Origin of the sequence: Bradyrhizobium iriomotense (assembly GCF_018129405.1) — a bacterium.
Lineage (GTDB): Bacteria > Pseudomonadota > Alphaproteobacteria > Rhizobiales > Xanthobacteraceae > Bradyrhizobium > Bradyrhizobium iriomotense_B.
In genome coordinates, this window is sequence record NZ_JAFCLP010000006.1 from 177,618 (window position 1) to 189,447 (window position 11,830).

16 protein-coding genes are annotated in these 11,830 nt (G+C 66.7%); 7 read left to right on the top strand and 9 right to left on the bottom strand.

Translation table 11 applies throughout. From position 1 onward, the window contains the following. Positions 1–32: 32 nt before the first annotated feature. Entirely contained in the window at positions 33–620 is a 588-nt protein-coding gene (locus JQ592_RS15980; protein WP_211403784.1) for a TetR family transcriptional regulator, read from the top strand. A gap of 6 nt (positions 621–626) precedes the next feature. Here JQ592_RS15980 and JQ592_RS15985 read toward each other — a convergent pair whose 3' ends face one another. From JQ592_RS15985 to JQ592_RS15995, 3 genes are all read right to left on the bottom strand, one after another. Continuing rightward, on the bottom strand, positions 627–929 hold the full coding sequence (locus tag JQ592_RS15985; protein WP_211403785.1) for a hypothetical protein: 303 nt from the start codon (positions 927–929) through the stop codon (positions 627–629). Positions 930–1,035: 106 nt separating this feature from the next. Then, complete coding sequence (locus JQ592_RS15990) at positions 1,036–1,689, bottom strand: response regulator (protein ID WP_211403786.1); 654 nt, start codon at positions 1,687–1,689, stop codon at positions 1,036–1,038. 7 nt (positions 1,690–1,696) lie between these two features. Further along, positions 1,697–3,067, bottom strand: coding sequence for a sensor histidine kinase (locus tag JQ592_RS15995; RefSeq protein ID WP_211403787.1), 1,371 nt, complete (start codon positions 3,065–3,067; stop codon positions 1,697–1,699). A 199-nt stretch (positions 3,068–3,266) separates the two neighbouring features. Here JQ592_RS15995 and JQ592_RS16000 point away from each other — a divergent pair, with 199 nt between their 5' ends. From JQ592_RS16000 to JQ592_RS16020, 5 genes are all read left to right on the top strand, one after another. Next, a complete protein-coding gene (locus JQ592_RS16000; protein WP_211403788.1) occupies positions 3,267–4,052 on the top strand; it encodes a MotA/TolQ/ExbB proton channel family protein in 786 nt (261 codons plus the stop codon). Further along, entirely contained in the window at positions 4,049–4,720 is a 672-nt protein-coding gene (locus tag JQ592_RS16005; RefSeq protein ID WP_183240384.1) for a hypothetical protein, read from the top strand. Before JQ592_RS16000 ends, JQ592_RS16005 begins: the two co-directional genes overlap by 4 nt. Continuing rightward, a complete protein-coding gene (locus JQ592_RS16010; RefSeq protein WP_211403789.1) occupies positions 4,713–5,318 on the top strand; it encodes a hypothetical protein in 606 nt (201 codons plus the stop codon). Before JQ592_RS16005 ends, JQ592_RS16010 begins: the two co-directional genes overlap by 8 nt. Before the next feature lie 117 nt (positions 5,319–5,435). After that, positions 5,436–6,176, top strand: a complete 741-nt coding sequence (locus tag JQ592_RS16015; protein ID WP_211403790.1) for a metallophosphoesterase family protein — start codon at positions 5,436–5,438, stop codon at positions 6,174–6,176. Positions 6,177–6,182: 6 nt separating this feature from the next. Further along, positions 6,183–7,604 (top strand): serine/threonine protein kinase, encoded by a 1,422-nt coding sequence (locus tag JQ592_RS16020; RefSeq protein ID WP_211403791.1) that lies wholly within the window; start codon positions 6,183–6,185, stop codon positions 7,602–7,604. Between the two features lie 6 nt (positions 7,605–7,610). On the opposite strand, the gene JQ592_RS16025 is transcribed toward JQ592_RS16020, so the two are convergent. The 5 genes from JQ592_RS16025 to rpe all read right to left on the bottom strand — a co-directional run bounded on the left by JQ592_RS16025 (position 7,611) and on the right by rpe (position 9,588). Then, positions 7,611–7,802 (bottom strand): hypothetical protein, encoded by a 192-nt coding sequence (locus tag JQ592_RS16025; RefSeq protein WP_211403792.1) that lies wholly within the window; start codon positions 7,800–7,802, stop codon positions 7,611–7,613. A 25-nt stretch (positions 7,803–7,827) separates the two neighbouring features. Beyond that, positions 7,828–8,001 (bottom strand): hypothetical protein, encoded by a 174-nt coding sequence (locus tag JQ592_RS16030; RefSeq protein WP_211403793.1) that lies wholly within the window; start codon positions 7,999–8,001, stop codon positions 7,828–7,830. A gap of 5 nt (positions 8,002–8,006) precedes the next feature. After that, positions 8,007–8,147 (bottom strand): hypothetical protein, encoded by a 141-nt coding sequence (locus JQ592_RS16035; protein WP_211403794.1) that lies wholly within the window; start codon positions 8,145–8,147, stop codon positions 8,007–8,009. 90 nt (positions 8,148–8,237) lie between these two features. Continuing rightward, on the bottom strand, positions 8,238–8,837 hold the full coding sequence (locus JQ592_RS16040) for a hypothetical protein (RefSeq protein WP_211403795.1): 600 nt from the start codon (positions 8,835–8,837) through the stop codon (positions 8,238–8,240). Between the two features lie 49 nt (positions 8,838–8,886). Then, positions 8,887–9,588, bottom strand: a complete 702-nt coding sequence (gene rpe / locus JQ592_RS16045; protein ID WP_211403796.1) for a ribulose-phosphate 3-epimerase — start codon at positions 9,586–9,588, stop codon at positions 8,887–8,889. 255 nt (positions 9,589–9,843) lie between these two features. Here rpe and JQ592_RS16050 point away from each other — a divergent pair, with 255 nt between their 5' ends. Then, a complete protein-coding gene (locus tag JQ592_RS16050) occupies positions 9,844–10,647 on the top strand; it encodes an EF-hand domain-containing protein (RefSeq protein WP_211403797.1) in 804 nt (267 codons plus the stop codon). Between the two features lie 164 nt (positions 10,648–10,811). On the opposite strand, the gene JQ592_RS16055 is transcribed toward JQ592_RS16050, so the two are convergent. Then, positions 10,812–11,819: a P1 family peptidase gene (locus tag JQ592_RS16055; protein WP_211403798.1), complete on the bottom strand. Its 1,008-nt coding sequence runs from the start codon at positions 11,817–11,819 to the stop codon at positions 10,812–10,814. Between the last annotated feature and the right edge of the window lie 11 nt (positions 11,820–11,830).

Below are 11,830 nucleotides of genomic sequence, written 5' to 3' on the forward strand. Positions count from 1 at the left end.
GGGTGAACCCTGAACGGGAACAAGGTGCTGGCATGAACGAAGCCGTTATCCTGACGCCGGAGCGGATCCTCGAAGTCACCGAGGACGTCTTGCGGCGCTACGGACTTGCCAAGGCCACCGTGGTTGACGTTGCCCGTGCGCTCGATGTGAGCCACGGCAGCGTCTATCGCCATTTCCCGAGCAAGGCCTCGCTGCGCGAGGCCGTTGCCAAACGCTGGCTGGACCGCATCGACGCACCGCTGCTGGCGATCGCCAAGGAGGATGGCCCGGCGCCCGACAGGCTCGACCGCTGGCTGCGCACGCTGTTCGCGGCCAAGCGTTCGCGTGTGCTCGACGACCCCGAGATGTTCGAGACCTATCTGACGCTGGCGCGCGAGGCCTGTGCGGCCGTCAAGTGTCACAAGGACACCATGATCGACCAGATCGCGGGGATCCTGACCGATGGCGTGAATCAGGGCGTGTTCGCCGTGGGCGACGTCAAGGCGACCGCGCGCGCGATCTTCGATGCGACCGTCCGCTTCCACCACCCGGCCCATGCCGACGAGTGGAAGGATGCCGATCTGCCCGCGCGTGTCGATGCGACGCTCGCGCTGGTGCTGCGCGGGTTGAAGGCGGCCTAGACTAACTTACCCTCTTGCCTTGTGAAGAAGCGAGCCCTCGCGAATGGAGGGCGAGGCGGTTGCATGCTTGCGCGGGTGAAACCCGCCGTTGGCCGGTACGACCGGCGGGCTCTCCGGATATGTATTGACCGCAATTTCGACGGCATCCTTTGACCGCCTCCGAAGGCGGTAGAATGTCAGCTCCTGCTCGAGCATGGGGCAGCGGAAGTGGACGACGGCCGTATCGGGCAGGCGGCAAAGTTCGTCGATGAGCTCGCCTACGGTAATGATCGGGGGATGGTCGATTGCCTTGTGATGAGCCTTACTCATGGCGATTACTCCTCCACTCTACTCCTAACCGGGGCTGGATGGCCTCCGTTCCATCCCGTTCGGCAGATTTACGAAACCTCGCTCGAGGAATCCGGCAGCCCCGCTGCTAGATCCTGGTCAGCCCGCACGTCGCGGCGAGCCGCACGAGCTGCGCGTCCGTGCGCGCGCCGGTCTTGGTCTTGATCAGATAGTGATAGTTCTGCACCGTCTTCACACTGAGATTGAGATGTGTCGCGATCTCTTCGGTGGTGGCGCCGCCGGCGAACTGGCGCAGGATCTCGATCTCGCGCTCGCCCAGCTGGTCCAGCGCCGAGCCGGTCGGTGACAGGCTGTCCTCGGCGAGGATATGTGCGATGTCGTCGCTCATGGCGCGCTCGCCGCGGGCGACGCTGCGGATTGCGTTCACGACCGCAGACGGCTCGCTGCTCTTGGTGACGAAGCCGGAGGCGCCGGCGCTGAAGGCTGATTTCACCAGCACCGCCTCGTTGTGCATGGTGAAGACGAGGATACGCGCCCGCGGGCTGCGGGCGCGGATGTTGCGGATGGCCTCCAGCCCGCTCGCGCCGGGCATCGAGATATCCAGCACGACGACATCAGGATCGTGCGCCTTGAAGGCGCCGTAGGCATCCGCGGCGTTGTCGGCCTCCGCCACGACGTGCAGGTCGCCCTGGCTCTCCAGCACGCGCCGATAGCCTTGCCGGACGATCGGATGATCGTCGACCAGCAGGACCGAGATGCCAGTTGCCGCGACATCGTTCACGTCGGCCTCACGCGGCGAGAGGGATGGTGGCGGCGATGCTCAGCCCGCGATTGGCGGGCAGGATCGACAGCGATCCGCCGGCCGCCGCGACGCGCTCGCGGATGCCGGTGAGGCCGAAGCCCGCTGACTGCGCGACGCGCGCGGCATCGCCGCCGCCGTCGTCCTCGACACGGATCACGAGCGCATCGTCCTCGCCCGCGCGCCGCTCGACGCGCAACGAGATCTCGCGCGCCGCACTGTGACGCAGCGCGTTTGTCAGGCATTCCTGCGCGACACGATAAGCGGTGGTGGCGGCCGGGCCACTGATGTCGGTGAGGTCGCCCCTGAGGTCGAGCTGGATCGTCGGCCGCGCCGTACTGTGCGAGCGCCAGCTGTCGACGAGGTTGACGAGGCTGGCCTCGAGCCCGAGCTCCTCAGGCAGCGGATTGCGCAGCCGCTTCAGCGCATCGCGCAGCGAGGCCATCAGGTGATGCGTCGCCTGCGAGATCATGCGCGCGTCCTGCGCGATCCCATCGTCCTTGTTCTGCTTCGCGCTCGCCGTCTCGATGGTGTTGGCGAAGGCGAGGATGGCGGAAAGGTTCTGTCCGAACTCGTCGTGCAGCTCACGAGCGAGCGCGCGGCGTTCGTCGTCGCGGATCTCGATCAGGCGTCGCGTCAGCGCCGCGCGCTGTTCGGTCGCTTCCTCCAGTCGGCCGCCAAGTTCGCCGACGGCGTCCCCGATCATCGCCAGCTCCATCGAGCGGAAGCGCGGCAGTTTCGTGCGATACTGTCCGCGCGCCATGCGCTGGAGAGCGGTGACGATCGCGCGCGCCGGCGCCAGTGCGTGCGCGATGGCGAGCGAGGCGAGCAGGGCGATCGCCGCCGCCATCAGCAGCGCGACGTCGATGACGTTGAGGATGTATTCCCAGGCGAGCGAGATCGCGGCGGCCGCATCGGGCGTCGCGACCACCGCACCGGCTGACGTGGCGCGGGGGCTGACGGGCCGCACCACCTCGGTGTGGCTGCCGAGGAAGATCGGCACGATCGATGCGAACCAGCGCGGCGGGGTCTTGCCTAGCCCCTCACTCTGGCCGCAGAGCGGCTTTTCGAATGCAATGGCCGGCTGGAACTCGACGCAGACGCCGGGCGAGATCAGCTTCATCGTCTCCAGGGTACGCCATTCCGGAACCGGCAAAAGCTGCTCGCGTATTCTGCTGCTGCGCAACAAGAACTCATGCCAGTACAGTGCCTGAAGCGCCTGCGCGACCCGCTGCGCCGAGGCCGCGGTCGCCCGGTCAACGCTGCGGTAGGCCTCGAAAGTGGCCCATACGGTCGCCGCGCCCAGACATAGCGCCACGATGAGGAGCAGGCGGGCAACAAGCTGAAGCACGAGGCGCATGCGATTACCCCCGACGTTTGGTAGGATCAGCCTAACAACGCCGCCGCGCCTTGCCAATTGCTGGGTTTGGGCCGGTTGCAGTTCGGGCAAATTTCCCAAGCCGGATTGGGCATGGGTCTTTGGACCGGGCGCGGCGGCTTTGATCTAATCGGGCAGGAATCTTTATAGGCCCATCGTTGCGAGCGAGGAGCGGTGCAGCATGAGTTCGATGACGATTGGACCGGTCGTGGGCCAGGCCGCCGACCCATCCGAGCGCAGCGCGCTGCTGTTCTGGATGATCTTCACCGGGCTGTCGATCTTCGCCGTCGTGCTGCTGTGGCGCTTCGGCCTGATCCATCTGATGCTGACCTCGGACCGCACCTACATTTCCAGCATTATCGCGGTGCTCTACATCCTGACCTGCGGCCACTGCTTCTTGCGCACGCGCGCGATCGCGCGCGAGGGGGCGGCGGCGCGGCGTTGCCGGGCGGCGCTTGCGGCGCCTGACGGCGGCAGGGTGCTCGATGCGCGCGGGACGTCGCTGCCGCGCGGGCTGGTGCGCGATCACATCGAGAGCCTGGTGACGAAGGCGGCGGCGCAGGATTACCGCCCCGTGGACCAGACGCTGCTGCTGCGAACGCTGGCCGACCGCCTGCGCGGCTCCAACGGCTTCGGCGCCTTCGTCTCGGACACGCTGATGAAGCTCGGCCTGCTCGGCACCATCATCGGCTTCATCATCATGCTGGCGCCGATCGCGGGGCTGGATGCTGCCGACAAGGTGGCGATGCGCTCCTCGATGGGGCTGATGAGCGACGGCATGGCGGTCGCGATGTACACGACGCTGGCCGGCCTCGTCGGCTCGATCCTGGTCCGCATCCAGTACTACATGCTGGATTCCGCGACCCAGCGCGTGTTCTCGGATGCGGTGGTGCTGACCGAGACCTATGTGACGCCGGTCCTGGAGCGCCAAGGCGCTGGAATTAAGGGCGCCGGAACGCCGTCATGATGGATGATTTCGGCCTCTATCCGCGCGAGGAGCCGTTCGATCCCCTGGGCGTGATGCTGTTCAAGGCGCTCCAGGTGATCGCTTTCCTGTTCTTTCTCGCGCTGCTCGCGGTGTCCCCGGACGCCAAGGACGGCAAGATCGACTCCAAGGCGGAGTTCATGATCACGCTGGACTGGCCGGACAACCACCCCGACGATCTCGACCTGTTCGTGCAGGATCCCGCCGGCAACATCGCCTGGTATCGCCACCGCGAGGCCGGCTTCCTCACCCTCGACCGCGACGACCGCGGCGGGGCCAACGACTTCATCATGGTCGCCGGCAAGAAGATCGCCTCGCCCATCCGCGAGGAGATCGTCACGGTGCGCGGCATTCTCGCCGGCGAATACACCGTCAACGTCTCGCATTTCGTCGCCACCACCGGCGAGCCGGTGACGGCCAATGTGAAGGTGCAGAAGCTCAATCCGACCGCGCAGGTGATCTTCGACAACAAGTTCACGCTCGACCACACCGGCGACGAGAAGACCGCGGTGCGATTCCGTATCGATGCCGAAGGCAAGGTCGTCAATGTCGATCAGCGGCCGAAATCGCTGCTGGAGACGTTCCGCAGCAGCTGGCGCAACGGTGCCGATGTCGATCCGAAGACTCGGGTGAGGGTGCGCCGTGAGTAATCCGCAGACGGTCATCGTCACGCTGTCGGTCGCTTACGCCGTCATCGGCGCGCTGCTGCTGGTCGTGCTGGTCTATGCGCGGCTGCACTGGTCGCTGAAGGCGGTCGCGGTGGTCGTGACCAGCGCCTTCTACGTCGTCAGCTTCACCGAGATGCGCGGACTGCTCGGCTGGGCCAGCACGGACCGGCTGCCTGCTACCTTCAAGCTGCTGAAGGCCCGCATCGTCGAGCCGCATTCGCTGGAAGGCGATCCCGGCTCGATCTATCTCTGGGTCGAGGCGCTGGACGAGGACAATCGCCCGAGCGGCATCCCGCGCGCCTTTCGTGTGCCCTACAATGACAGACTGGCCGACAAGACCCATGCGGCGGAGAACGAGATTGCGCTCGGACATCCGCAAGGGGGGCGTGCGGCCGATTTCGGCGGCGGCGACGGCAGCCTGATCGACATGGTCCGGGAGTATGTGACGCCCAAGACGATTCTGGAGACGAGCGGCGGCGATTCCTCGACCGGCGAATTCAATGCTCCGCCCGCCGGCGCGCAAGGCGCGGTGTTCACCCCGATTCCGCCGCCCCGGATGCCGCCGAAGGACGAGCAATAGGCCTTTCACCATCACCGCAGGGCAGCGCTGGTAAACGGCTCGGTGCTGGCGCATCTTCTTGACCTCCCTCAATTTGGCCTTATCGGCCTCCAATAAGAATTTGAGGGTGGAGGGTGCGTGCTTCTCGCTGTCTTCTCGGATATCCACGGTAACCGGCAGGCGTTCGAGGCCTGCCTGAAGCTTGCCCGCGCCAAGGGCGCTGAGCGGTTCATCCTGCTCGGCGACTTCGTCGGCTATGGTGCCGATCCGGAATGGGTGGTGGATACGGCGATGGAGCTGGTCGCGCAGGGCGCTGTCGCCGTGCGCGGCAACCACGACCAGGCGGTCAATTCCTCGGCCGAGACCATGAATGCCGAGGCGCAGATCGCGATCGAATGGACCCGCGGCCGGCTCGACGCCGCGCAGCGGCGATTCCTGGCCGAATTGCCGATGGTGGTGGAGGACGGCGATCGTCTGTTCGTGCATTCGGAAGCCTCCAGCCCGCAGCGCTGGCACTATGTCCGCTCGACGGCGGATGCCGCCAAGAGCCTGATCTCGACGTCTGCCCATGTCACCTTCTGCGGCCATATCCATCGTCCGGCGCTCTATTCGATGTCGGTGACGGCGAAGATGACGAGCCTCGTGCCCAAGACCGACGTCGCGGTGCCGCTGCTGCGCGGACGGCAATGGCTGGCGGTGCTGGGCTCGGTCGGCCAGCCCCGCGACGGCGATCCGTCTGCGGCCTTCGTGCTGTTCGACACGATGTCGTGCCAGATCACCTATTGCCGCGCGCCCTATGACATCGAGACGGCCGCGAGCCGGATCCGCGAGAACGGCCTGCCGCATTGGCTCGCCGACCGCCTGTCGCAGGGGCGCTAGAGGCCGATGCCGAAACCCCTGGTCAAGTCAGGCGCCGTGATCGACGGCTACACCATCGGCGAATGCGTCCATGCCGGCGGCATGGCGACGCTGTGGACGGTCACTCATCCCGGCATCGACGTACCGCTGCTGATGAAGATCCCGCGGGTGTCGGAGGGCGAGGACCCCGCCGCGATCGTCTCCTTCGAGATGGAGATGATGATCCTGCCGCGGCTGGCGGGGCCGCACGTGCCCACGTGTTTCGGCACCGGCGATTTCGCGCACCAGGCCTATGTCGTGATCGAGCGCATCTCCGGGACCACGCTCTACAAGCGTCTGCCCGACCTGCCGCTGCCTTATGACGAGGCGCGCCAGCTCGTTGCGAAGATCGCGACCGCGCTCGCCGACCTGCACCGGCAGAACGTGATTCATCACGACATCAAGCCGAGCAGCATCATGTTCCGCGAGAGCGGCGAGGCGGTGCTGATCGACTACGGCCTGTCGCACCACGACCATTTGCCTGATCTCCTGCAGGAGGAATTCCGCCTGCCTTACGGCACCGCGCCCTACATGGCGCCGGAACGGCTGTTGGGCGTGCGCGATGATCCGCGCAGCGACCTGTTTTCGCTCGGCGTGCTGCTCTATTTCTTCACCACCGGCGAGCGTCCGTTCGGCGAGGGCGAGACGTTGCGCGCGATGCGGCGCAGGCTCTGGCGCGATCCGCATCCGCCGCGCGCGCTTCGCGCCGACTATCCGCCCTGGCTCCAGGAGGTGGTGCTGCGCTGCCTCGAGATCGAGCCGGTGTGGCGCTATCCGACCGCATCCCAGCTCGCCTTCGATCTTGCCCATCCGCACCAGGTCAAGCTCACCGCGCGTTCGGAGCGGCTGAAGCGCGATCCGCTCAGCGTCGCCTGGCGGCGGCGCTTCAATCAGGGCGTCATGGCCCCGCGCGCGAAATCGGATGTCGCGGCCCAGATCGCATCGAGCCCGATCCTCGCGGTCGCACTCGACACGGTTGAGGGCGCGCCGGAGCTGAACGAGGCGCTGCGCGTCACCACCGAGCGCATTCTCGCCACGCTGCCCTCGGCGCGGCTTGCCTGCGTCAACGTCCTGAAGCTCAACCGCATCGCGATCGACCGTACGCTGGACGAGCAGGGCTCCAACAAGCATATCGACCGCCTGGTGGCGCTCCGGCATTGGGCGACGCCGCTGAAGCTCGACGAAAGCCGGCTGACGGTTCACGTGCTGGAGGCCGTCGATCCTGCGGCGGCGCTGCTGGAATTCGCCGAGGTCAACCAGGTCGACCACGTCATCATCGGCGCGCGGCAGAGCTCGTTCCGCCGCACGCTGCTCGGCAGCGTCTCGGCCAAGGTGGCCTCGGAGGCGGCCTGCACCGTCACCGTGGTGCGGCCGCCGCGAATGGCCGGAGATGCAGATGAGGTTGGTTAGACGAAATCACGCCGCGTGAGCGGTGTGGACCACGCGCTTGCGGCGGATGGGCCAGGAGAATTGCGGGCCGGGCTCGCCGTGATCCGCGCTGCCGCCAAAATACTGGATGATCTCGCGGCAGGGCTCGCAATTGAACAGGTTACGCGACGCGGATGCCTTGGTCATTTCCTTCAGGCAGTTCGGGCAATGCGGTTTCATGGGGTCGTTCCGAAAAAGGAGATCGTCAGTGGTGGCGCTGCGACGGATGGTCCAGGTCCGAATTGTCGAGCCTGTTATCGTCGTCCGGCGCGCCGTCAGTGCGTTCGAACCGACCGAAGAAATAGTCGAGGTTCGGATGCGGGCGCCGCGGAATCCGGCACCTGCGTTTCGGCTGGCGCTTGACGAGGGCGGTCTGCATGGACGTCAGACCCGATAGCGGTCGCGACGGATGTTGCGGGCCGAGCGTGCCGGGGCCTCGACCGGTCCAGCCGATGGGCCGAACACGACAAACGCACTGAAACCAATCCACAACGCCACGCCAGTCCAAACCAGGGTCGTCGTCATGATGTGCTCCCGCGAAAACAGGCAGGAATCACTTGCAGTGATTTGCACGAATCAGTGAAGCCCGGATGAGTACGGGTCGAAGTTGCAATTTTAGGCATTGCGCGCCGCAGCGCCCGTCAGGGCCGCAGCTTTTTCCGGGTGCGGCCGCCGTACCCTGTCTGCGCGCGCAGCTTCAAGGATGTCACGCAGGCGCGGAGCGTCGCGAACACACCGAAACCCGTAGCGGCCGGTGTAGTCGGTATCGGGCGAACGGGTCGATCGCCCAGATGCGAAGTTGAGATGGCCGGCACTGCGGCCGATGTCGAGGACTTCGAAGACGGCGTCCATGGCCTCGAACGGCGTCTGGCTGACCGTCCGCCGGCCCCAGGCCGTTCGCAGGATCAGCGCGCGGCGATCGGTGATGAGATAGAGAGTCTGCAGGTCTTGCAGCAGCATCACCAGCGGGGCCGCAACCATTGCAACCCCGAGTATCACGAGAGGGCGGGCCGCCTGCTCGATCCAATCCGCTCTGACGGCGACGATGGTCATTAGCAGCCAGGGAAATCCGATCCACCAGAGAAATCGCCACATCATCATGCGGGCGACGCCGTCGGGCTGACCCTGCCAGACCACCTGCTCGCCGTCCTGAAGGGTCTCGGCGAGCAGGCGCCGCAGGCCTGCGGAAAACGGAGTGGCGCGGATTTCGTCCATCCCTGTTGGTCGCGGCGGCCGCAAGGCCGGTTCGGACCGCGACCAGCCGTCAGATGGCCTCGCCGCGCGCCCCGAGCGCCGCGTTGCGGATCGCGGCGATATTGGTCTTGTAGGCGTCCTGCGTGCCGCCCTTGAACACGGAGGTGCCGGCGACGAAGGCGTTGGCGCCGGCAGCTGCCAGCGGGCCTGCGACGTCGGGGCCGACGCCGCCATCGACCTCGATGTCGATCGGACGGCCTGCCGTCATCGCGCGGATGTCGCGGATCTTGCTTATCGCCGAGGGGATGAAGGCCTGGCCGCCGAAGCCGGGATTGACCGACATCACGAGCACGAGGTCGACGAGGTCGAGGACGTATTCGAGCGCGCTGATGGGCGTGCCCGGGTTGAGCGAGACGCCGGCCTTCTTGCCGAGTGCGCGGATGGCCTGGAGCGAGCGGTGCAAATGAGGACCGGCCTCCGCATGCACCGTGATGTGGTCGCAGCCGGCCTTCGCGAAGGCCTCGAGATAGGGATCGCAGGGCGAGATCATCAGATGCGCATCGAAGATCTTCTTGGTGTGCGGGCGCATCGCCTTGATGACGTCGGGGCCGTAGGAGATGTTGGGAACGAAATGCCCGTCCATCACGTCGAGATGGATCCAGTCGGCGCCGGCGGCGTCCACCGCGCGCACCTCCTCGCCGAGCCTGGAGAAATCCGAGGCCAGGATCGAGGGCGCGATGGCTAGGGGGCGGGGGGCGAAAGCTTGGGTCATGGCGCTGTTTCCCGTGGCGGCCGGAGACGAATGGGCCTCGCCTAACATGGGCCTCCGTGGCGGGCAATGCAGCAGGGGCGCGCTTCCTGTGGGCGGAAATTTCTGCCGTCTGCGGCATGAATTGCCGGTGTTCCCGCGACCTGTACAGCGTGGCGGATGCGGATTTCATTGAGCTTTTCGCGCTGGCACGACGCTTGCTGACTTCACCTGCAGAACATTTGCCGCGGCATGCCGCGCATCGGTTGGAGTTGTGCAATGTTGTTCGCCCTTGGCGCCGTCTCGAGTGCGCTCGACGCGATCCAGTCGTTGACGAGCTCGAAATCGTCGTCGTCGACGCAGAAGACGGGATCCTCGCAGAGCGCGCCGACCAATCCGTTCGCGATCGACAGCGGCAGCAGCACGACTGGCAACGCCACCTCATCGGTCAATGCAGGCAGATATCCGCAGATCTCGTCGGAGACGATGAACGCGTTGTTCGCCGCGCAGAGCCAGTCCTCGGACGGCACCGCCAGCGCGACGGCCTCGACCTCGTCCGACTCGACGTCCTCGATCTCGTCGAGCCGGGATGCCGCGCTGAAGCACCTGTTCTCGCAGATCGATGCCGATGGCGACGGCAGCATCACCACGTCGGAATTCGAGGACGCGCTCGGTGCCGGCGGCACCAATCTGGCGCAGGCCGATGACGTGTTCTCGAAGCTGGATTCGAATTCGGACGGCAGCGTCAGCCTGGATGAGATGTCGAAGGCCCTGAAGAGCGGTCACCGCGGCCACCATGCCCATGGCGCGAGCGGCGCGGGCGAGGCCTCCGGCAGCGGCTCGGATTCCTCGTCGTCGTCGAGCGGCGGATCGACCTCGACCACGACGACCAATGCCGACGGCTCGACCACCACCACCGTCACCTATGCCGACGGCTTCAAGATGTCGACCACGGTGCCAGGCGCCTCCAGGTCCTCCGCCAATTCGGCCTACGATCTGTTCGCTCAGTTGATGCAGCGGCAAGGCGGGCAGAGCCAAGGCGCCTCAGCGACGGCCGGCTCGTCCATGTCGATGAGCGTCTAAGCACCACGCGCGCTCTCCACAACTAACGCTGTCATGCCCCGGCTTGACCGGGGCATCCAGTACGCCGCGGCCTCTCGGTCAAAACAATCCTGTCTCTGGAATACTGGATCGCCCGGTCTTCGCCGGGCGATGACGCGCGACGTGTGGTGGGAGACGTGCGCCCACTACGCGCCAAACCGATCCCGCCACGCCAACTGCGCGCCGGGGAATGGCAGCGCCGCCGCGCTGTAGACGCCGCGGGCGATCGCGCGCGCGACCACATTGGCTGCGACCGTGCCGAGCTCGGTGAGGCCGGCCAGCGGCTCGATCGGCTTCTCGCCGGTCGCAGCCGCGAACAGCACGTCGCCGTCGGTCGGTGCATGCACCGGATAGATCGCGCGGGCAAAGCCGGTGTGCGCGATCATCGCCAGCCGCTTGGCCTGGGGCTTGGTCAGCACCGCGTCGGTGACGACGGCGCCGATGGTGGTGTTTTCGCGCGCGGTCGCCGCGGGACCGCCCTTGATGCGCATGCGCAGCATGTCGTCGGTGAACTTGTCGGGCAGGCCGCGTCCACCGAATTCGCCGCCCAGCTCGAACGGCGCCGCCCAGAACCACGGCCCGTCGCCGACGGTGACACTGCCGACCGCGTTTACGGCGACGATCGCCGCGACCTTCACGCCGTCAGGCGTGACCGCCGAGGCCGAGCCGAGCCCGCCCTTGAACGTCGCGGTGGTGGCACCGAGTCCCGCGCCGACGCTGCCGAGTGCGAAGTCCGTGCCGGCGGCGGCGGCGGCGGCGGCGGCGGCGTAGCCGAGGTCGCGATAGGGCGAGAAGCGCCCCCAGGCCTTGTCGCCGCCATTGAGGAGGTCGAACAGGATCGCGCCCGGCACGATCGGGATCAGCGCTTCGCGAACCCGGTGGCCGCGGCCCTGCTCGGCGAGCCAGGCCTGCACGCCGCCGCCGGTATCGAGGCCGAAGGCCGAGCCGCCCGACAGCGCGATCGCGTCGACGCGCTCGACGGTGTTGGCGAGATCCAGCAGTGCGTCCTCGCGCGTGCCGGGGCCGCCGCCTCGGACGTCGATCGCCGCGACCGCGGGCTGGTCGAAAATGATCGCGGTCGTGCCGGAGGCGACTTTGGCGTCCTCGGCATGGCCGACGCGGACGCCGGCGATGTCGGTGAGAAGGTTTTTCAAGGGCGGCACTC